The sequence below is a fragment of the Helicobacter anseris genome, from assembly GCF_003364335.1.
Classification (GTDB): domain Bacteria; phylum Campylobacterota; class Campylobacteria; order Campylobacterales; family Helicobacteraceae; genus Helicobacter_H; species Helicobacter_H anseris.
Window position 1 is genome coordinate 1 of the sequence record NZ_NXLX01000024.1, and the last position, 21,584, is coordinate 21,584.

The 21,584-nt window shown below is 32.8% G+C and carries 18 protein-coding genes; 4 read left to right on the forward strand and 14 right to left on the reverse strand.

The genetic code is table 11. The features are described 5' to 3' along the window. The 12 genes from CQA57_RS07350 to CQA57_RS07405 all read right to left on the reverse strand — a co-directional run. On the reverse strand, nt 1–3,259 hold a 3,259-nt coding region (locus CQA57_RS07350; RefSeq protein WP_147288365.1), incomplete at its 3' end, for a beta strand repeat-containing protein. 121 nt (nt 3,260–3,380) lie between these two features. Then, nucleotides 3,381–4,658 (reverse strand): hemolysin family protein, encoded by a 1,278-nt coding sequence (locus CQA57_RS07355; RefSeq protein WP_115579594.1) that lies wholly within the window; start codon nt 4,656–4,658, stop codon nt 3,381–3,383. 88 nt (nt 4,659–4,746) lie between these two features. Then, nucleotides 4,747–6,303: an inorganic phosphate transporter gene (locus CQA57_RS07360; protein ID WP_115579595.1), complete on the reverse strand. Its 1,557-nt coding sequence runs from the start codon at nt 6,301–6,303 to the stop codon at nt 4,747–4,749. Between the two features lie 20 nt (nt 6,304–6,323). Further along, the gene (locus CQA57_RS07365; protein WP_115579596.1) at nt 6,324–7,547 is read right to left on the reverse strand and encodes a hypothetical protein; all 1,224 of its coding nucleotides are present in this window, start codon (nt 7,545–7,547) and stop codon (nt 6,324–6,326) included. Next, on the reverse strand, nt 7,544–8,161 hold the full coding sequence (locus CQA57_RS07370; RefSeq protein WP_115579597.1) for a uracil-DNA glycosylase family protein: 618 nt from the start codon (nt 8,159–8,161) through the stop codon (nt 7,544–7,546). Before CQA57_RS07370 ends, CQA57_RS07365 begins: the two co-directional genes overlap by 4 nt. A gap of 62 nt (nt 8,162–8,223) precedes the next feature. Next, nucleotides 8,224–9,498: a UDP-N-acetylglucosamine 1-carboxyvinyltransferase gene (murA, locus tag CQA57_RS07375; RefSeq protein ID WP_115579598.1), complete on the reverse strand. Its 1,275-nt coding sequence runs from the start codon at nt 9,496–9,498 to the stop codon at nt 8,224–8,226. Between the two features lie 7 nt (nt 9,499–9,505). Continuing rightward, complete coding sequence (locus CQA57_RS07380; RefSeq protein WP_115579599.1) at nt 9,506–9,895, reverse strand: hypothetical protein; 390 nt, start codon at nt 9,893–9,895, stop codon at nt 9,506–9,508. Nucleotides 9,896–9,902: 7 nt separating this feature from the next. Beyond that, on the reverse strand, nt 9,903–10,727 hold the full coding sequence (galU, locus tag CQA57_RS07385) for a UTP--glucose-1-phosphate uridylyltransferase GalU (RefSeq protein WP_115579600.1): 825 nt from the start codon (nt 10,725–10,727) through the stop codon (nt 9,903–9,905). Between the two features lies 1 nt (nt 10,728). Then, a complete protein-coding gene (locus tag CQA57_RS07390; RefSeq protein WP_115579601.1) occupies nt 10,729–12,369 on the reverse strand; it encodes a lytic transglycosylase domain-containing protein in 1,641 nt (546 codons plus the stop codon). After that, nucleotides 12,370–12,624: a YggT family protein gene (locus CQA57_RS07395; RefSeq protein WP_115579602.1), complete on the reverse strand. Its 255-nt coding sequence runs from the start codon at nt 12,622–12,624 to the stop codon at nt 12,370–12,372. A 5-nt stretch (nt 12,625–12,629) separates the two neighbouring features. Then, complete coding sequence (gene gltX, locus CQA57_RS07400; RefSeq protein WP_115579603.1) at nt 12,630–13,955, reverse strand: glutamate--tRNA ligase; 1,326 nt, start codon at nt 13,953–13,955, stop codon at nt 12,630–12,632. A gap of 52 nt (nt 13,956–14,007) precedes the next feature. Continuing rightward, the gene (locus CQA57_RS07405; protein WP_115579604.1) at nt 14,008–14,553 is read right to left on the reverse strand and encodes a flagellar FLiS export co-chaperone; all 546 of its coding nucleotides are present in this window, start codon (nt 14,551–14,553) and stop codon (nt 14,008–14,010) included. 108 nt (nt 14,554–14,661) lie between these two features. Between CQA57_RS07405 and CQA57_RS07410 the strand changes: the two genes are divergently transcribed. After that, nucleotides 14,662–15,981 carry a M99 family carboxypeptidase catalytic domain-containing protein gene (locus tag CQA57_RS07410; protein ID WP_245941873.1) on the forward strand — a complete coding sequence of 440 codons (1,320 nt, stop codon included), beginning with the start codon at nt 14,662–14,664 and terminating at the stop codon, nt 15,979–15,981. Here the strand turns inward: CQA57_RS07410 and CQA57_RS07415 are convergent. Both CQA57_RS07415 and CQA57_RS07420 read right to left on the reverse strand, forming a co-directional pair. Further along, a complete protein-coding gene (locus CQA57_RS07415) occupies nt 15,946–16,341 on the reverse strand; it encodes a cytochrome c3 family protein (RefSeq protein ID WP_115579605.1) in 396 nt (131 codons plus the stop codon). The two genes, CQA57_RS07410 and CQA57_RS07415, sit on opposite strands and share 36 nt — an antisense overlap. Further along, on the reverse strand, nt 16,338–17,009 hold the full coding sequence (locus CQA57_RS07420) for a hypothetical protein (RefSeq protein ID WP_115579606.1): 672 nt from the start codon (nt 17,007–17,009) through the stop codon (nt 16,338–16,340). The genes CQA57_RS07415 and CQA57_RS07420 overlap by 4 nt, the downstream gene beginning before the upstream one ends. Before the next feature lie 103 nt (nt 17,010–17,112). Here CQA57_RS07420 and ribD point away from each other — a divergent pair, with 103 nt between their 5' ends. The 3 genes from ribD to CQA57_RS07435 are packed head-to-tail and all read left to right on the forward strand — an operon-like array spanning nt 17,113 to nt 21,237. After that, entirely contained in the window at nt 17,113–18,126 is a 1,014-nt protein-coding gene (ribD, locus tag CQA57_RS07425) for a bifunctional diaminohydroxyphosphoribosylaminopyrimidine deaminase/5-amino-6-(5-phosphoribosylamino)uracil reductase RibD (RefSeq protein WP_115579607.1), read from the forward strand. Further along, nucleotides 18,108–18,878, forward strand: coding sequence for a tRNA1(Val) (adenine(37)-N6)-methyltransferase (locus tag CQA57_RS07430; RefSeq protein WP_115579608.1), 771 nt, complete (start codon nt 18,108–18,110; stop codon nt 18,876–18,878). Before ribD ends, CQA57_RS07430 begins: the two co-directional genes overlap by 19 nt. Continuing rightward, entirely contained in the window at nt 18,844–21,237 is a 2,394-nt protein-coding gene (locus CQA57_RS07435) for a heavy metal translocating P-type ATPase (protein WP_115579609.1), read from the forward strand. Before CQA57_RS07430 ends, CQA57_RS07435 begins: the two co-directional genes overlap by 35 nt. The last annotated feature ends 347 nt before the right edge of the window (nt 21,238–21,584 follow it).

The following is a 21,584-nucleotide window of genomic DNA, read 5'->3' on the forward strand; positions in this document are numbered from 1 at the left end:
TAGTTGATAAATCAAAGATGTTTTGTCCTTCTCCTTGAGTAGAGAGCGTTCCAGTGATACTATAAGTTCCATTATCATTTGTAAAGCTAAATGTTGTAGCTCCACCACTTGTGCTTACATTACCACTGAAAGTTCCGCTGCTATTGCTACCACTACTATCTCCTAAGAAGTTAATCTCTGTAGCTCCACTATTTGTAGTAAGGGTTTTTGCAGTGCTATTACTATCAGATAGTGTTAGAGATTTATCATTTCCAATATTGATAATATTTCCACCATCTCCTGTAACATCACTTCCTGAGAAACTTAAATCATTGCTGATTGTGGCACTCTTAGTTGATAAATCAAAGATGTTTTGTCCTGCATTTGAAGTAGAGAAAATACCGCTAACACTATAGGTTCCACTATCTTGGGTAAAGGTAAGTTTTGTGGTTCCACTTGTTGTGGAAATATTTCCGTCAAGCCCTCCATTATTTGTTTGAGTGAGTGTCAGTGTTGTAGTTCCACCTGTAGTGGTAAGAGTCCCAATATCTGAGCTATTGTTTTGAATTTTAAGTAAGGCTGCATTGATATTTGTTTTACCATTTGCAGAAATTGTATCTCCACTACTAGATTTTAAGATACCACTAGCTCCACCAAAAGTAATAGTGTTTCCATTAGATGCTCCATCTGAAGTAATATTTCCTTTTAAAGTTAGGGTTGCTTCAGCTTTATTAAGAATAATAGCGTTTCCATTTCCAGAATTCCAAGCATGAAGAGAGCTTCCATTTGAATCTCCATATCCATCAGTCACATTGCTATTGAAAGATCCAATAGTTAAATCACCGTTAGCAAGAGTGATTGTATTGCCTCTATTGGAGTTATCGTTCCAGACCGTACTATAGATACCTTGTGTGATTGCAAGATCTCCACTACTTGTTGCTTCAATTGTGTTTTTCCCTCCACTAGTTCCAATAAAACTTACCATTCCACTGATTGCATTTGTAGTAATAGAGTTGCTTCCACTAGAGGATGTAATTTGACTGTTTTCTAGAGCAAACCCATTGGTTGAAGTGATAGTATTGGTTCCACCAGTAGCTTGAATATTTCCAGAAATCGTATTGGTACTTGTAGAAGAAAAAGTAATATTATTGACACCTCCTTCTCCAGCAGTTACGCTACCATTCAATTGGTTTGTTGTCCCATTTGTGAAGTTGATAGTATTTACTCCTTGAATTCGACCATATCCAGTTGAGCTGATATTGCCATTGATTATATTATTATTTCCAGCATGAAATGTGATTTGTGTGCTTTTTGTTCCAAGAGCAGCATTGACCTGAGCTTTGATACCCCCATCAATAGTGTTGTTTGCATTTCCATAAAAATCCACAGTAACCTGACTATTAGCACCCCCATCCACAATTCTTATTGCTTCATCTGAAGATTCTATCTTTCCAATCGTAGCATCACCATTTGTTGCAAATACAATCGTAGCACTACCATCTCTAGCATAAATACCATGGGTAATCTTTGAAGTTGCATTTCCACTTGCTGTAATTGCGTTATTACTATCTGTTGGACGAGTTCCAAAAAATATATCATTATTTCCAGAATTAGCATCAACCATACCATCAATTTCATTTTTTGCATTACTAGAAAAAGTAATCGTATTTTTTCCGGCAGAAGAATAAACATTACCACTGATTTTTGCACTTGAACCACCAAAAAAAGAAATGGTATTTGAGCCTCCATTGTAGTTATAGGAGTTTGAAATGGATTGGATTGTTCCAATTATATTTTGTTCGCCAGTATTATTAAGGGTAATCGTATTTGTTCCTATGGAGCTTACAATGACTGCGGTTGAAGTATTGTTATCGCTAGATTTAATTTCAGCAACACCATTTCCATTGAAATTTATGATATTTTTAGAAGTTGTGCCAGTACTATCACTATCATGAATCTTACCTTGTATTGTATTGCTATTTCCAGAAGCAAAGTTTATTGTATTGGTAGCACCGGTAGTAACATAAATATTTCCTATAATACTATTGTTGCTTGTAGAATTAAAAGTAATTGTGTTGGATGCAGGATCGCCATATGCAGAAGCAGTTCCATAAATTTCTCCCTCAATCGATGAGTTAAGTCCCTCAAAAATAATCTTATTTGTTGCACCCCTAGATTCTATAGCACGATTTTGATCTTGAATTAAATTTTTTGTGGTTCCTGAAAGTGTTATAGTGTTTATTCCGTTTCCAGCTTGACCACTAGCGTGTGCTGAAATTTGTCCAATAATTTTTGCCTCATTGGTATTAGTTATGCTAATGTTTAATCGTGAGCTATTGCTCTCATTTTTAATTGAACCTGTAATGTTAATATTTTTATTACTTCCACCATCAAAAGTAAAATTATTTACACCACCAGCAATACCATTTGGTGCTCCAGAAGTTGAATTATAATCATTTTTTACAATAATATCCCCAGTTACATTTCCACCGAAGGTAAAATCAGTCCTAACATCACCGCCGCCACTACCTGCTTGTATTGTGATATTCCCTTCTACATCCCCGCCGAAGGTTGCTTCAAATTTATTTTCACCATAATATTGCTGTGCTCTACCACCATTTACGACTAAATTTCCCTTCAAAGCAGTAGCAGAAGAATTAACACCAGAGAGATCAAGTTTTAGACTTTTTTCATAACCTTCAGTTTTACTTGTATTACCCCCTTTTCCAAAATCAAAAGTAAGGGTTTTGCTTTGCATATCAATACCCTTGCTTGATTGTAAAACAAAAATTGGTTTTCTAGAATCAGTAACATTACCACCAATTGTAAGAGAATAGGTATCACTAGAAAGAGTTTGAGATAAAGAAGCCTCATCATTATTGTTATTAAATCCAATAGTAATATTTACTGGATTATCCTGACCACTACCTGTTTTTAATGTCCAAAGTCCAGTTCCACCAGTTGGATCATTCCAGGTAAGCCCGCTATTTATTGTAACAGTTTGATCTGCATTAGCTGTAGATCCTACACCATAACAAATACTAGGTGCACCACTAGTAGAAGTGCAAGTAGCACTTGCAACACCAGCAGTTAAAAATAAAGCTAGAGAGCTAGCAACTAAAGGTTTGAAGAATCTTTTTGAATCTTTTGAATTTTCTGAAGAGAAAGAGGCATTTAAAGAATTATTTGTATCCCCCCCCCCTGTAGCAGTGAAATATTTCTTTTCATCTATTAACTCCTTGTTTTTTAGCTTAGTGAATTTAAAATGGGATTTTTTCATAAAAAAGTCAAGTTTTTGTTAAGAAAAACAAAAAGATTACGGGGGGGGGGGGTGCATTAGAATCTTATGAAATAGTGTATATTTGGGTATTTGTGAGATTTTTAGAAAAATTGAAAAAAAATTAAAGTTTTTTCAATTTTAGCTTTTTAATCCTCGCCCCATCTACCTCACAAATCTCAAACTCACAATTAGTATCTGCGATAATATCTCCTACTACTGGAAGTCTTCCAAGAAGTGAAAAGACATATCCTCCGATTGTAACTTGATCGAAAGTCTCCTCAAAATTTACTTCGCAAATCTCTTCTATGCTCTCTAAATCCATCATTCCATCAAAAACAAAGGTATTTTCATCTACCTTGTAGAAATCTTGGGTTTTTTCATCGTGTTCATCTGAGATATCTCCCATGATTTCTTCTACAATATCCTCCATTGTTAGCAATCCTGCAGTCCCACCATATTCATCTACAACAAGTGCTGTATGCACCTGCTCTTTATTCATCTTGATAAGAATCTGAGCGATAGATGCACTCTCTGGCACTATAATCATCTCTCTAATGATATTTTTTAGATCTGCTTCTTGTCTTGTATAGGTATTTTTCAATAAATCTCTGATATGTATCATCCCGATAATATTATCCTTACTGCCTTCATAGTATGGATATCTTGTATGCCTTGTCTCCATCACAATCTCTATATTTTCCTCATAGGTTTTATCAGCACTAAGGCAAATCATATCTTTTCGTGGAGTCATAATCTCTTTTGCAATGGTATCAGAGAAATCCACAGCATTTTTGATAATCTCTCCTTCAATAGAATCTATCAATCCCCCCTTAAGACTTTCACCTACAATGATTTTTAACTCTTCTTCAGAATGCACACTTTCTTGCTCTTTTGCTGGTTTGATATGAATTTTTTTGAGAAAAAAAGCAGCAAAGGTATCAAAAAACCATATTACAGGATAAAAAACTATCCAAAATAGATACAAGGGTCTTACAACAATTAAGGTGCATTTTTCTGCTTTAGATATAGCAATAGACTTTGGAACAATCTCACCTAAAACCACATGAAAAAGCGTGATTAAAGTAAAAGCAATAATAAAACTTAAAGAATGTAACAAAATGCTATCTGGGGTAATAAAGCTAGAAAAAACAGCTAAGAGAATCTTAGCGACAGCAGGTTCTCCAATCCACCCTAATCCTAGAGATGATAGAGTGATTCCAAGCTGAGTGGCACTAAGATAAGTATCAAGATTGTTAGTAACTTTTAAAGCAAGGGAAGCGTTTTTGGTATTGGATTTTACTAATTCTTCTAATCTTGTCCTGCGGACTTTTACAATGGCAAACTCTGAGAGCACAAAAAAAGCATTCAAAAAAACTAAAACTAAAGCCGAAAGTAACATCAAAACCGACTGGTAGGGGTCCAAAAATTCTCCTTATTTATCACCTATTTTAAGGCGTTAATCAAAACCTTTATTTTAGCACACTTTACTAAAAAGCAAGAGGGCTTATTTTTAGAATCCAATATACTAGGGCTGAAAATAGCGAGGATATAGGAACCGTAACTACCCAAGATGCAATGATTTTTTGAATTGCACTGCGTTTTACCAACTCTTGCTTATAGACTTTTTTGAGCTCTTTTTTTTCATTTTTTGCAAGCAAAATTTGCTCGGATCTATTTTTTTTCAAACTCTCCAACATCAAGCCCTTGCGTTTTATACTTGCTCTATGAAATTTTTCTAAAAATAAATCAAGCTCTGATTTTTTGCTATGGGCTTGTTGTATAGTATCTAGCATATTTTGGTAGCGTCTTTTGAGATATTCTCTCAAAAACCCTACCCCAAAAATCGCTCCAATTGCTACATGTGTGGAGCTTACAGGAAGCCCTAATGCAGAGGCAATCAAAACAGTAATTGCTGCAGACATTGCCACACAAAATGCACGAATTTTGTTTAATTCTGTGATTTCTGTCCCCACGGTTTTTATCAATCTTGGACCATAAAGTGCAAGCCCTAAAGAGATACCACAACCACCAATAATCATAATCCAAAGTGGTATAACAGCTTTGGAATCTACGCTATTGAGATCTCCTAACATTTGATTGATAGCTGCTAGCGGACCTATGGCATTTGCCACATCATTTGCCCCATGTGCAAAACTCAAAAATGCTGCAGCAAAAATCAAAGGAATTGCAAAAAGTGTATTTATCGCTTCTTTTGTATTTTCAATTTGCTGAGCTTGTCTTAATATCAAAGGTCTAATGATAAAAAAGATTCCAAAAGAGATGCAAAGACTTAGTAAAAATGCGTGATTAAAATCAAGTTTAATGATATTTTTTAGTCCTTTTGTAATGAAGTAAAGACTAAAGGCAAAACTCATAATAAGAATCAAAAGAGGGACAATCTTTTGTGCTGCTATTTTTTTATCTTGCTTGTAAGTGATGGTCTTTTTTATGATCCATAAAAACAAACCAGCAATAAAACCTCCAAGCAATGGAGAGATAATCCAACTTGCCACAATACCACCCAAAACATCCCATTTGGCAACTCCTAATCCCCCAGCTGCAATGCCCGAGCCCAAAATCCCTCCAACAATAGAATGTGTGGTGGATACTGGGGCACCGATTGCAGTAGCAAGATGTAGCCAAATAGCACCAGATATTAGGGCTGCTAACATCACCATAATAAAAACTTTTGCATCACTAAAAGCAAGTGGATTGATAATGCCTGATTTTACAGTATTTACTACATCAGCTCCAGCAAGAATGGCTCCTGCTGCTTCACATATCGCAGCAATTATAATAGCTCCTAACATACTGATAGATTTAGAACCAACAGCAGGTCCTACATTATTTGCTACATCATTTGCGCCAATATTCATTGCCATGTAAGCACCAACAACACAAGCAAAAATAATCAACAATGGGTGGTGTTCAACATTTCCAAATATTCCACCAAGACAAGCAACCAAGAATAAAAAGACAATAACTAATGCGACTTTTTGTATTTCTCTTTGGACTTTTTTCTTTTTTTTGAGTTTTGATTTCAAAGTGTTTTCCTTTTTTGTTTTTATTGTTTTACTTCAATGAAAGAATTTCGATAGGTTTTTAAAATCTTATTGACATATTCTACTTGAGAATCTTTCATATTTTCAGAAAAAAACTTGCTAATTTTCTCACCCCTATTTAGAAAAAACATCTCTATGCCTATACCTATAGAATAACTCACCCAATCATATTGCAAATCGCTACCAAGTAACAATCCATATTCAATTAAATAAGGATCTGTTTTGCCAATCGCGTTGATAATAAAAAAGTTTTGCCTATCTTTTGGCTTAAGAAGCATTAGCAAAGAGGGGTTATAGTTGATTTGAGTGGATAAAAACTTAATTGGCTTTTCTTCCAAAAAGCCAATTTGTGGCAATATCAATCCTGTTTTAATCACAGGAATATTTAACAATACTGCGCGATTTTTAAGATGCTCTTCTTGCGCTTCTATCTCTTGGGCAAATCGTGCGGCTTTTTGATTACTAATCTCATCTCTAAATACAATATTAAATTTTTGCTCTGAGAGAGTTTTTAGCCAATTGCCAATATTACTTGCATCATCATACTCAACAACCTCATCATCTAATGCTAGCTTGTGTAGTATCTCAATTTGCTTTTGATAATCAATCCCTCCAAAAAATAGCTTTTGTGGAATTTTTGGGAGATTTAGCTGATTTTTATTTACAGTAGGAATATAAGTTGGAATTGCAATTGTTGTGCTTTCTATAAGATTTTTTATACCATCTATTGTCAATAAAGTCACTATGCAATCAAATTTTTTTTGTCTTATTTCTTCGTAGGTTTGATGTAAATTTTGTGCCTCTTCATTTTTGCTATCAAATACCTCAAACAAAAAAGATGCATTGCGACTTGTAAGATATGCTAGGATTGTATTGATGCCTGTGGCAGAATAGCGTCCTATCACTTCTCTTGGTATCATCAAAGCAATTTTTATTTTTTTCACATCTTGTATCTTTTCAAAAAAATTCTCTTTCATAAATAAATCTAAATTTGTCAAAACTTCTGTAAGTTTGGATCTTAAATCTGGATTTTTTATCAATGGATTGAATTTAGCTACAAAAGAAAAAAGCTTTCCTTCGGTATATAAAACCTCTAAGCACTTTTCATCACACTCGCTAGAATCAATATCTAAGACTTCTTGCCTTGGCAATGGCAGAGGAGAAACAATAAAGCTTTTGGCACTTAAGCTCAAGCAAAATAAAAATAATAAAAAAAGATTCTTCATAAGTTTTCTTTAAGCAAAAGCAAATGTTGCATTGTTTCTTTTTTTAAAGAGGGATTTTTGGATAAAGTTTTTAGCGAATGCGTGAAAATTATTTTTTGATTGTTCCATTCTGTGATTTTACCAAACAAATCTTTTTGTTTTAATCTAAAAGTTTCTAAAGCTTGCATATCCAAAAAACATAAAATAACAGAATTTGGCAAAGTTTTTAGTTGCTCAAATAGATGATTCTTACAAATTTCCACCTCTTGTGCATATTCAAACATCTCTCCGCATTTAAGGAGTGAAAAAATACTACAATCACTCAAAGAGAAATGCAATACATTAGAGATAATGCTTTGTAACATTTGTGCACTGCGTGTTTGTAAAAAAAGTCCCTTAGGATTTAAAACTGGTGTTTGCGTCACAAAAGACACTTTGCTTTGATTATGAATCATCCCCACAATAGGTTTTGACATTTTGCTCCTATGACACAATCTACAATTTAAAATATCATCATAGGAAGAATTTTGCAATTGCTCTTGAAGTTGCACTTTTTGCTCCACAAACTCTTGTCCAAAAGCTCGCAACAAATAAAGCTCTTGCAATCTATATAAATCTTTTAGTCGCTCTTGCATTATCACTTAAATCACACACTTTATTCATCATTTCTTTTTAACAAAACTTTCTTATTACCAATTTATCTACCCCACTCTTTTAATCGCTCGACTTTTACGCCTATCTTGCTTAACTTCTCTTGAATCTTTTCATAACCACGATCTAAGTGGTAGATTCTATGAATTTGCGTATAACCATCAGCAACAAGTGCTGCTAAAATCAATGCGGAAGAGGCTCTTAAATCTGTTGCCATCACATCAGCACCCCTTAGATTTTCTCCCCCTTTAACTTGTGCAACTTTTCCTTTAAGGGAAATATGCGCACCCAATCGTTGCAATTCGCTAACATGCATAAAACGATTTTCAAACAATCTCTCTTCAATCACACTTGTTCCATCACATTGCGTAGCTAGTGCCATAAATTGTGCTTGCATATCTGTAGGGAATCCTGGATATTCTGTAGTAATGATCTCAAATGCCTGCATTTTTTTTGCTGGCAAAATCTCTAAAATATTATCTCTTGTATTTATCGTAAAGCCAATCTCCTCAAGCTTATCGCTAATACTTTGTAAATGCTCTGGAATCACATTCTCTATGCAAAGAGGGGTGTTCATAATAGCACCTATACACATATATGTGCCCGCTTCTATTCTATCTGGAATAATATCTACTTGAGCATTTTTCAATGGTTCTCCACCATTTCCATATACCACCAAAGTATCTGTCCCAATTCCATCAATCTTAATTCCTGATTGTTCCAAAAGCCTGCATAATTGCACTACCTCTGGCTCTTTTGCTGCATTTGTGATTTTTGTCTCACCTTTTGCAAGTGCTGCTGCCATTAAGACATTTTCTGTTCCTGTGACTGTAATCTTATCAAAACTAATATGAGCACCTCTTAGTCCCTGTGGTGCCTTAGCAACAATATAACCATTTTCAATCAATATTTCTGCACCCATTTTTTCCATTGCTTTAATATGCAAATCCACAGGTCTAGCACCAATTGCACATCCGCCAGGCAAACTTACCTCACATTTTCTAAATCTTGATAGAAGTGGTCCTAATACTAATATTGACGCACGCATTTTTCTCACAATATCATAAGTTGCTTTAGTATGCACCAACCTTTGTGCACTAATTTTTATTTGATGCTCATTTTTCCACTCAACTCCACATCCTAGATATTCGAGCAAACGCACAAGAGTTTTTACATCTGCCACATCAGGCAAATTTCCAATCTCTAGAAAATCTTCATAAAGCAAAGCACTTGCCAAAACAGGAAGTGCTGAATTTTTTGCTCCACCTATACTAACACTCCCTCCTATATTCTGCCTGCCCAATATCTTTAAATAATCCATCTGTTTCCTACCTTTTTTTATTTTTTAATACAAGAGCTATAGTGTTTGCAATGTCTTTTTGTCTTGCAAGATTCTTGCTTTCTAATTTTTCTTTAAAATCTACTATCATATCTAAACTTGCAAATTCTAAAGATATAAGAGCATTGATACACTCTAGCCATTCTTGAAATTTCTCCTCTGGTGCAACGATAAAATATTGCAAGAACTTATCTAATAATTTTTGTAACTCTTGGGAATTTTTTATCTTTTTTATTTCTGTGTTAATTGTGCTTAAAGTCATCTTTTTTTTCTTTTTTGGAGAAGAAAGCCAAGAAATGACAATCACTATCAACATTAAAGGAATTGCTATGAGAAAAGCTATCACTAAAGAACAGATATAAAATTCTATACTATACACAAAAATCCTAACTTCTCAATTTATGATAAAGTGCATTTGTAGCCTCAACAAAACCATCTATACTACCACAATCATAACGCTTACCCTTAAATTTATAAGCCAAAACCCTCTTTAATCTTGCCTGCTCCATCAATGCATCAGTTATTTGAATCTCCCCCTTTTTTCCTGGTTTTGTAACTCTTAAAATATCAAAAATATCTGGGGTTAAAATATAACGACCAATTACAGCTAAATTACTTGGCGCTTCTTCTTTTTTAGGTTTTTCTACCATAAAATTTACACGATAAACCCCCTCTTCTATCTCTTCTCCAGCAATCACTCCATATTTATCAACTTCACTCATTTGCACTTCTTCAATTGCTACAATACTGCACTTATAACGTTTATAAAGTTCTGTCATCTGAGCCAAAACACTTTTGTGAGTTTCTGTAACACATAAATCATCAGCTAAAATTACTGCAAATGCTTCATTTCCAATGAGCGTTTCTCCTGTCAAAATCGCATGCCCCAATCCCAACATCTCATTTTGTCTTGTATAAGAAAAAGTGCAAGAATGCATTAAATTTCTTACTTCTTTAAGATACTCTTCCTTATCTGTGCCTTGTATCTGATGTTCTAATTCATAGCTTATATCAAAATGATCTTCAATGCTCCTTTTTCCACGACCTGTGACAATGGCCATAGTATGGCAACCAGCACTCAAGGCCTCTTCTACACCATATTGTATCAATGGCTTATTTACGATAGGAAGCATTTCTTTTGGCATTGCCTTTGTCGCTGGCAAGAATCTTGTTCCATATCCTGCTGCTGGAAATAAACATTTTGTAATCATCTTATTGCTCCTTTACTTTGTAAATTAGGGTTTCTTGAAGCAAAGATTCTAAATTTATCTCTTGATTTAGCATTTGCATATAAATCAAATAATTTGCTAATACCTTCATACCATAAAATCTAGATTCTTCATAAGCCAACAATTCAAGAGAAAGCCAAGGTTCATATTTGCGACCTTGCAAAAATAATCGCTTTTTTTCAAGTGTGCGACGCAAAAAACCTGGCCCACCATTATATGCATATGCCACAAATAATGGATGTTTAAATTCTTTTTTTAATTCTTCAAGAAAGAAACTTCCAAATTTTAATGCTGTTTTTGGTTCAAACATATCAAAAAGACTAATATTTTTTATCCCCATATCTTTAGCAAAAGGCTCTACATTAAATGGCATTATCTGCATCATACCTAGAGCATAAGAAGTTGAAACAAGTGCGGGTAAAAGATGGCTCTCCTGCCTTGCTACAGCATATGTAAGAGCTTTTTGTTCATTGCTTTTCCACATCTTTGGATCATCATAAGCAAACACAAAATAATTATACTTATAGCGATGCTTGCGATTTAAAAAAAAGATATAGTGAGGCAAAGTTTCTTGATGTAAAAAATCTTTAATTTTTTCTTCATATTGCTCTCCCTCAAGCTTTAATATATCATTTTTTGCAATTTGCCAACTAAAGGGATTTGTAATATCAAAAGTATTTTTATTTTTTTCTAGTTTTTTAAATTCTGAGATAATCTCATATTTTGGTGTTGTATTTAATTTTTGGTTTGCATAGATTGAGAAAATATCTACAAAAGTGCTAGCTTGTAAATCTCTCAAATATGCCTCATCTTCAGATACAAGATATTGCCAAAATAATGCGCGATCTTTCATAAAAGGATCATAGGCACTATTTTGAGATTTTTTAAAATAAATCAGTGCTTTTTGAGGATTTTGCAACATCAAATCATTGATTCCTAAAAGAAAAAAAGTATTAGTATCAGATTTTGTTACATCAATCTCTCCAAGAGCCTTTTTAATAAAATCAAACTTTGAATCTAAAATCATCGTAGTTATTGCTCTATTGAAACTAGAATCATTTTCATTTAAAAGACGCAATAAATCTTTGGGATTTACCTTCTTATCCAAAAAACTTAATTTTTGCACATATGTCAGTCCATTAAAAATAGCTGCAAAATTTTTTGCACTTGTCTGCATTAAAGCCTTAGACACATCTCTTTGACGCAAAACTTCTACTTGCTGATACAAATCTTGTGCATCATTTTGCAATCTTTGCAATAAAAAATCTGCAGCATCTTGTTTTAAGGTAGGAACTATGCTAAGTTTTAATCCAAACTTAATACACTCTATATCTTCATTTTTAAGAATATCAAAATCAAGTTTTTTACAAAAAATATCTCTAGGCATTTCATGCACAACACCCTTTTTTTCCATAGCCCTTTCAATGCGTGGAGTTTTTTTAAACACAAGCTCATAAGCCTCTTTGGCATCACCAACACTTGTAGTGTCTTTATTTATAAAATACCAAATATAAAAATCTCTCGTCGTTCCAATTGGTTGTTTTTTCAAAAAATCTAACGTTACTTCTTTGGCAAATATACATACAGACAAACAAAAATAAAAAAAAACTTTTTTTGCTAACATCTAAAATACTCCTAACAACAACTTATCTACCACACTAAGCACAATCACTATAACTAAAGGCGTAAAATCTATACCTTGATATTGCAATGAAATCTTTGATCTTACAAACTCAAATAAAGGATTGGTTATTTGAAATAAAAATCTTGCTATGGGATGATTGTAGTCCATTTTAATCCAAGTTAATAAACTTGCAATAATGATAATCCAAGTATAAATGCTAATAAGGTAATGTAAAAATAAGATAAGCTCTACCATTTATTTTACTCCTTAATTTTCAGGATTTCTTTTAAATGGAGGCGGATATAAACAAAAACACTCTCTAATTCCAATCCGTGAGATTCTCCTGTGAGCAGTATCCTCAAAGCTTTAAAAAAATCCTTTCCTTTTAAACCACTTTTTTGCATTGCCTCTGTCTTAAAATCAGCATATTCCATTTTAGAACAATCTTTTTCTTGCAAAAGTGCTTTTAAAGCCTCAAATAAAATCTTGCATTGCTTGGCAAAAACTTGTCCTTCATATTCTTTTTGAATATCTTTTGGTGCAAAGATAAGTTTTATTTTTGCTCGAATTTCATTAAGCGTGCTTGCTTCTTCTAAAAACAATTTAGCCAATCCCCCTATGCTTAAATCTTTTGTTTCAAGTAAAAGGGCAAACTCACTTTCATTTAGTCTTTTGAGATGTTCCCTATTGATAAATCTAAGTCTTTTTAAATCAAATTTAACAGGTGATTTGGCAATATTTGTTATATCAAACCATTCAATCGCTTCTGTAAGATTAAAAATTTCATTTGGTGTTTTATTACCCATACTTACCAAGTAATTTAAAATTGCTTGTGGTAAAAATCCTTCTTCCAAAAGATAAGCGACCGAAGAACTTGCATCTCTTTTACTCATTTTTTTACCATCTTCACCCAAAATAATTGGTAAATGCGCATACTCTATTTTTTTATCATATCCTAGATACTGTTGCACAAGCATTTGTTTTGGAGTATTGCTCACATGATCCTCCCCTCTAACAACAAAAGAAATATCATAGAGCATATCATCTATTGCGCAAGCAAAATTATAAGTTGGAATCCCATCTTCACGCAAAATAACAAAACTATCAAGCTCATTACTATCAAATTGTATCTTGCCTTTTATTCGATCTTCAAAGAAAAGAGGTATTGCGCTTCCTCTTAATCTTATAACTGGTTTTGGATTGATATCTTTTTGCAAAGTCGCCCACTCATCTTGATATCTAAAAGGTTTTTTTTGCTCCATAGCTTCTTGCTTCTTTTGCTCTAAAAATTCCTTAGTGCAATAACAATAAAACGCAAGATTTTTTTGTATTAGCAATTCTGCAAAGTGCTGGTGCTTGGAAAAATTATGACTTTGATATACCACATCATCCCAAAGTAAAGAAAAAAGATTAAGAAGTGATAATATCTCTTTATCTTTGCCTTCAATATTTCTAGTAAAATCAGTATCTTCAATACGAATTAAAAATTTTTCTTTTTTTTGTTTTGCGATGATAAAGTTAAAGATTGCTGCACGAAGATTCCCTATGTGCATATCACCAGTTGGAGATGGAGCAAAGCGTAACATAAAATCCCTTATTATTTTAGTGTTAGGGATTTTACCAAAACATCATTTGAACTCAAAACATTTTTAAAAAATCTTTTGGGTCAAAAGAACTAGATAAATTATACTCATTTGCACAAGTATCTTGTGTGCTTAAATCTCCAGAAATTTTTTGAGAAATAAAGGCAAGCTTTTGCTTAATCTCCTCTCTTTTATCCTCAAGGTATTGAATAACACTATCAAAATCATTTTGCAATACAAAACTCATAGGAGAAATAACTTCTAATTGCACCTCTGTATCACCAAATTCTGTGCTCATTGTCGCATCAAATAATCCCACACCCATAAAATTACAATTCTCAATCAATCCTTGGATATTAAATATAATGCAATCTAACTGAATATTGCTTCGCACATCTGCTTTTTTTGCCTCAAGAATAATCTTTTTTAAAGCAATATCCAAAGTCTGCAATGCACCAATAAATTCATTTGCACTCTTAATATCTTCACCAAATTTCAATGTCTTAACTTTTGATTGCCTCGCCTCTTTGATATCAAACTCTGCACCATCAATATCCCTAAGATGCTTTTTTAAAGTTTCTAATACTTTTTGATCTAACATTAGCCTACCTCGATTTAATTACATTTCATTTTATTTTCAAAAATTACACAAGCATTTTTTATTCCATAGAGTTTGATATAATGCCCAAATCAACATTAAGGATAAAATTTGAGAATTCTTATACTATTTTTTAGCTATTTTTTATTTACTATTGCATCAAATCCTGTGCCTGTTCTTGATTTTGAAGTAGTCAAAAAAGAAACAGGAAACTCCCCTACACTGCTGCTTATAGGTGGTATTCAAGGAGATGAACCAGGAGGCTTTAATGCCACTAATATATTTTTAAAGAATTATCAAATTTTAAAAGGAAATGTATGGGTTGTTCCTGTATTAAATAAGCATTCTATGTTATTAAATCATCGTGGTATTTATGAGGATATGAACAGAAAATTTGCCGCGCTGCCAAAAACAGATCCAGAATATGATGTAATTGAACATATCAAATCACTTATTGTTAATCCGGAAGTAGATGCTATTTTACACTTGCATGATGGAAGTGGATTTTACCGACCTACCTATGTTAATGCCAATATGAATCCAGATAGATGGGGGGCATGTAGCATTATTGATCAAGAATATTTAGCAGATTCTAAATTTCCAAATTTAGGTGTGATTGCTGATAACACTATCTCATATATCAACAAGCATCTTATTAAACCTGAACATAAATATCACAAAAGGGATACAAAGACTGCAAAAGGCGATATAGAGATGGAAAAAGCCCTTACTTTTTTTGCTGTAAAAAATAAAAAATCAGCTTTTGCAAATGAAGCCTCAAAAAATCTTAGCCTTGAAGAGCGTGTTTATTATCATTTATTAGCTATTGAGGGTATTATGCAAGAACTTGGTATCCAATATGAAAGAAAATTCAAACTCTCCCCTCAAAATATTTATCATCTTATCAATGATGCAAAATTAAATATAGAAATAGAAGACAATATCAGACTTCCCATATATGGACTAAAAAGTGAATTAAACTTCTTTCCTTTGCCAAAGAAAAGTATCCAATCTATAAAAGTTACAGGAGATTCTTATCTTATGGGTTTATCCCCAAGAGATAATCAACAAATATTTGTCAAATATGGAAACAAACTTGCAACAAAACTCAATCCACAATACTTTGATTTTGACCACTCCTTAAAACAAGTAAAGATTAAAGTTGATGGAAAAATACAAGAATTTAAAATTGGCAGTATCATAGATGTTAAAAAATCTTTTGAAATTATTCCGCTTGAGGATTATCGTGCAAATATCATTGGTTTTGTATTGCCCAAAGACAATGCCAAAAAACCCAATGAAGTAGGAGTTGAAATTACTCTAAATATGTGTCAAAGTCGCTTTAGTATTGATAAAAAAGAAAAAATATATAGAATAGAATTTTATAAAGGGGAATTATTCAGCGGTATGGTGCTTATCCGTTTTCAATAAGTCGTGATTAAAAAAGTTTTGTTGCAATCGCTCTTGCATAAAAATACTTTTATTTAGTGTTTCTTTTGCAAGATTCTTGTGACATTGCATACAAGAATCCATAATCACACTATGCTCTTTTTTTAAAGATTCTTTTTGTAATTTTTCTACATTATGACAAGCAAAACAATCTTCCCCACAAGTATCTCCCATATTGAGAGATTGCATTTTTTCTGGTGTATGACAAGTTTTACACTCTAGCATCGCAGCATGCCTCTTGTCATTTTTATAATCAATCTTGTAATGACAACTTGCACAATCACCACTACAAGAAAAAACAAATATGCAAAAAAACAAAAAATAACTAACTAAAAATTTCATAGATTAAAATCATAAAATGAAAAACTCACCATAAATCCAACATGATTGATACTTGGATGACCAAAAGTCTGAGCATCTTTTGGTTTTAAAATATAAAATGGAGCACCACTTCTCACTTGCAAATCAATACCAAAACCCTTGGCAATATTGATATGAGTTCCAGCAGATACAACAGCTGTATGCATATTATATTGTGTATCATCTTTGGCAAAACCTAGGTGTTCTAATTGATAACCCACCCCAACATAAGGTATTAACCACCCCTTAAGCAAATAAAGAGAGGCTTTTGCACCAAAAGAGAGAAAATAAGTTTGTCCTACAGCACCATCAAGATACCCACTTGCCATAAACATCTTATTTTTTCCACCAATCCACCCTCTCTCAATACCAAAATACAAATCATTAAAATGACCGCTGTATTCAAATTTAGTAGTATTGTCTCTTGTAATTGTTCCTGCATTTTGGTATTGATATGCATATCCGATTCTAAATACACCATAAGAATTTCCATAAACTTCTGGAGGCTGGATATTTTCTCGCCAAGTAGGTTTTTTCTTAACTTCCTCTTTTTTTACCTCTTCGTGTTTTATCTCTTGCTTTTCTTCTTGAATCTCTTCAGAAAATGCAAAAACCACGCCAATCAATAACAACATAGCATATTTCTTCATTAAATACCTTAAGTTAAACTTTTTTGGCGTTATTTTATCACATTAGTCTTATTTCATAAAAAAATAAAGCAAAAAACACTATAATTGCAAAAAAGGCTAAAAAGTGCTAAATGATGAATTATTGATGTCTTTATGTATCTCTAAAGCTTGGGAATTTCAAACACTAACTCTACCAAATCCTGCTGTTGGTGCTATGGTAGTAGATGGTTCTGGAAAAATCCTATCGCTCCAAGCACATCAAAAAAGTGGGTGTGCGCATGCAGAAGTTTTAGCACTCAAAGAAGCATATTACAAACTCTCATCAGATACAAGAATCCTAGAATTACACACTTCAGAATCTCTGCATAATTTTCTCTCCAAAAATCATAAAAATCTTTTTGCAAAATGTAGTATATATGTCACTCTTGAACCTTGCAGTCTTTTTGGAAAAACCCCTCCTTGTGCCACACTTCTACAAACCATAAAACCAAAAAGAATTATCATCGGTGCAATGGAAAATACAAAAAATAAAGGAGGTGCCAATATCTTAAAAGAATCTGGTATCGCCTTAACAACCAATGTCTTAAGCCACAAATGCCATCAATTACTTCTCCCATTCTTGCTCTACCAAAAAAATAAAAAATTCACTCTTTTTAAAATAGCCCAACGGCTCAATGGAGATTATAAAAGTGGAAATATCTCTTCAGAAGCTAGTAGAATTTTTACACACAATCAAAGAAGTGTATGCAATCATTTATGCATAAGTGGCAAGACTCTATTAAATGATAATCCTCTTTTAGATTCTCGCCTTGCATTACCACCCTATGATAATACCCACCAACCAAATATCACTATTTTTACACGCAAAACAATTAATTTTCCATCATCACTAAAAATCTTTCAAAACAAAAGAAATATCACATTCAAAACAACTGCTCAATCTCTATCTGGCTTTAGTATCATTGAGGGTGGCTGGGAACTTTTCCAAAGTCTAAAACAAAACATAGATTTCCTACTAATCCATCTATCACCCACACTACAAAGAGATTTTCAAACGCAAGGTTTTTACTTTCAAGGAAAAATACTTCATACAAATACAATAGGAGAGGATGCACTTTTATGGATACAAAACTTTTAAGAATCTACCAACTCCTAGATGGCTATTGTTACAATAGTGATAGTTTATTTCTCTTTGATTTTGCAAAAAAATTTCTTAAAAAATCTATGGAAGTTTTAGATATAGGTTGTGGTAGCGGAATCTTGGGCCTACTCTGCGCAAGAGATTTTAATACTCAAACAACCCTTATTGAAAAAGATATTCACAACGCTTACTTAGCGCAAAAAAACTCTCTACTAAACCATATTGAAAGTCGCGTTATATGTGCTGATATTTTTGAAACAAAATTTGAAAATAAATTCCATCTTATCATTAGCAATCCTCCTTTTTATAGAGAAGGGATTTTAGATTCCAAAAATACCAAAATAGCAATGGCAAGAAATGAAAAATTTATGCCTTTTAATCTGCTTTGCAAAAAAATAAAAAGTATTTTGCATCCAAATGGACATTTTGTTTTTTGCTATGATGCCAAAGAATCACATCGTATTTTTCACACACTAAAAGAAGTGGGGCTTCATGCTAGGTTTTGTCGTTTTGTGTATCCTAGAATTGACAAAGATGCTACACTAATTCTCATCGAAGCAAAAATCAATTCCAAATCTAGCTTAAAAATATTACCCCCGCTAATTACACACCATAGCTCCCATCAAAAAGACAACACAAAAGAAGTGCAAGAAATTTACAAACAATGCAATACTTATAGTATTAAAATCAATTCCAAAGATATCAAGGATACAAATGCAAGCTTGCTCACATTGCCAAATTCCCTATAAAACTAATGCTCTAAAAAAAGTTACCCACGAAAAAGAAACATTATATTTTTGTTGCAATGGATGTGAAAATGCCTATTTTTTACTCCATCAAAATCATTTAGAAAGTTTTTATGACAAGCTCTCAAAACAAAAAATTACACCGCCAAATCCACAATCACAAGAAAAACTCAAATATTTTGATACACCGAGTTTTTTGCAAAAATATATCCATAAAATCTCTAAAAATCTCTCAAGTCTTTCATTGGTGCTCGAAGGAATCCACTGCTCTGCTTGCACTTGGCTTATAGAAAAAATCCTCACCAAACAAGATGGTATTTTTGAAGCTTCAATCAATTATTCTAATAATAAAATTCAAATTACCTTTGATATTACCCAAATCAAACCAAGTCAAATTATAGCCCTCATACAACAAATAGGCTACAATGCAAATGTCTATGACCCAAAACTCTCTGAGCAACAGCATAAAAAACAAAACAAGCAATACTACATTGCAATGATTCTTGGAATTTTTTGCACAATGAATATTATGTGGATTGCAGTGGCACAATATGCTGGCTACTTTTCAGATATGTCTCTTACTATGAAAAATGCACTCAATCTTGCATCTTTTTTACTTGCAACCCCTGTATTATTTTGGACAGGAAGATTTTTTTATCTCAATGCCTTTCATCAACTCAAAAATAAAATCATAGGTATGGATCTCTTAGTCATTACTGGTGCAACGCTCACTTATTGCTATTCAATCTATACAGCAATCACAAATACTGGGGAAACCTATTTTGAAGCAGTTAGTATGATTATCACTTTTGTTTTTATAGGAAAATTCCTAGAAATCAAAGCCAAAAAAGACGCGGGAGATAACCTTGATAAACTAAGCTTTATCCTTCCTACCGAAATTCATATCATACAAAATGATACAAAAGTAGCCATCTCTCCACAAGAAGTAAAGATAGGAGATATTATTGAAATCTCTCCTAATGAAGTCATTGCTATTGATGGTGTTCTATTATCTCAAGAAGCATTGCTTGATACACAAAATATCAGCGGAGAATCTTTGCCTATCCTAAAAAATCAAGGAGATGAGATTCTATCAGGAAGTATCAATACTCAAGGCACTTTTAGATACGAAGCAACAAAGATTTTTTCAGATTCTTTGCTTTTCAAACTCATTGATATACTAGAGCATTCTTTAAGACAAAAGCCCCAAATACAAAATCTTGCCAATACCCTATCTCAATACTTTTCTCGCACCGTATTATTTATTGCAATACTAGGTTTTATATTTTGGTTTTTTGTTTTCAAAAGCTCATTTGAATATGCCCTAATGATTGGAATCTCTGTGATTATCATCTCTTGCCCTTGTGCATTGGCTCTAGCAACGCCCATTGCATCAATTGTAGGAATTTCAGAAGCCTATAAACACAAAATTATTTTTAAAGAATCAAAATTTTTAGAAACGATTGCAAAGGCAACACATCTTTTTCTTGATAAGACAGGAACGCTTACATTAGGAAAACCTCAAGTTAAGGATATAAAAATCTTTGAGACATTTAACCCTCAAGAATTATTAGCACTCCTATCTTATAGCAAACACCCAATTGCCAAAGGAATCAAAAATTTTTATCAAACACCACTACCCTATCTACCACTCAAAAATACACAAGAAATCTTAGGAAAAGGTATTAAAGGATACAGCAATGATATAGAACTTTTAGGAGGCAGTCTTTCTTTCTTGCAAGAAATGGGAGTAAATACGATGGATTTTGATTTGAATAATTTTATAGGCTTTGGATTTGCAAAAAATAAAAAACTCTGTGCTATTTTCCTACTAGAAGATAGTATCAAAAAGGAAGCTCAAGAGATCCTTAAAACAATTTCTCATAAAATACCAAATCTTATTTTATTGAGTGGTGATCATCAAAAAAGCGTAGCACATATCGCACAAAAACTAGGTATCACAAATTACTATCATAGTCTTTTGCCCATGCAAAAAGCAGAGATTATTCAAAAATATCAACAAAATGGAGCAATTAGTATTATGGTAGGTGATGGTATCAATGATACCCTTGCTCTTAGTAAAAGTAATATAGGCATTGCTTTTAACACCCAAAATAACATCACTCCAATTGCCTCAGATATTATAATGCTAGATCAAAGCCTTGCTTCACTTCACAAAACTTTTCAAATCTCACAAAAAACCTATAAAATTATCAAACAAAATATTGCAATCAGCATTACTTACAACGCTCTAATGATTCCGCTTGCATTATGTGGTTTTATCATTCCATTGTTTGCTGCAATTAGTATGAGTTTTAGTTCTTTGCTTGTTATAGGCAATAGCCTAAGGATTAAAAACTAACCCCTCCTCCATTCTCTTTCCCTCTCCAACCACCACTTAAACTAAGGAGTTTTGTCATAAAACTTTAAGATTTGATTTTAAGATTAAAGAGTTTTGTTATTTCTCTTTTATCTTTAAAGCTTAAAGTATTGTTTTATTTCTTTTTGTTTTAGTTTGTTTAAAACAAAAAAATTATAAAGTGAAAAGTAAAAAATAAAATAAAAAATATAAAAATGTTTAAGTGGTGGCAGGAGAAGGAAAAATCTTTTTTTGTTTTCTTCTTCTGCTTAGTTTTAATTAAAAATACTTTTTAATACTTTTAATTAATACTTTTAATTTCTTTTTTAATTATTATTCTTCATACTTCT

Excerpts from the sequence above, each read along its gene's own strand:
- CQA57_RS07355 (WP_115579594.1), bottom strand. The coding sequence starts at position 4,658 with ATGTTACTTTCGGCTTTAGTTTTAGTTTTTTTGAATGCTTTTTTTGTG.
- CQA57_RS07365 (WP_115579596.1), bottom strand. The coding sequence starts at position 7,547 with ATGAAGAATCTTTTTTTATTATTTTTATTTTGCTTGAGCTTAAGTGCC.
- CQA57_RS07370 (WP_115579597.1), bottom strand. The coding sequence starts at position 8,161 with ATGCAAGAGCGACTAAAAGATTTATATAGATTGCAAGAGCTTTATTTG.
- murA (WP_115579598.1), bottom strand. The coding sequence starts at position 9,498 with ATGGATTATTTAAAGATATTGGGCAGGCAGAATATAGGAGGGAGTGTT.
- galU (WP_115579600.1), bottom strand. The coding sequence starts at position 10,727 with ATGATTACAAAATGTTTATTTCCAGCAGCAGGATATGGAACAAGATTC.
- CQA57_RS07390 (WP_115579601.1), bottom strand. The coding sequence starts at position 12,369 with ATGTTAGCAAAAAAAGTTTTTTTTTATTTTTGTTTGTCTGTATGTATA.
- CQA57_RS07395 (WP_115579602.1), bottom strand. The coding sequence starts at position 12,624 with ATGGTAGAGCTTATCTTATTTTTACATTACCTTATTAGCATTTATACT.
- gltX (WP_115579603.1), bottom strand. The coding sequence starts at position 13,955 with ATGTTACGCTTTGCTCCATCTCCAACTGGTGATATGCACATAGGGAAT.
- CQA57_RS07405 (WP_115579604.1), bottom strand. The coding sequence starts at position 14,553 with ATGTTAGATCAAAAAGTATTAGAAACTTTAAAAAAGCATCTTAGGGAT.
- CQA57_RS07415 (WP_115579605.1), bottom strand. The coding sequence starts at position 16,341 with ATGAAATTTTTAGTTAGTTATTTTTTGTTTTTTTGCATATTTGTTTTT.
- CQA57_RS07420 (WP_115579606.1), bottom strand. The coding sequence starts at position 17,009 with ATGAAGAAATATGCTATGTTGTTATTGATTGGCGTGGTTTTTGCATTT.
- CQA57_RS07430 (WP_115579608.1), top strand. The coding sequence starts at position 18,108 with ATGGATACAAAACTTTTAAGAATCTACCAACTCCTAGATGGCTATTGT.
- CQA57_RS07435 (WP_115579609.1), top strand. The coding sequence starts at position 18,844 with ATGCAAGCTTGCTCACATTGCCAAATTCCCTATAAAACTAATGCTCTA.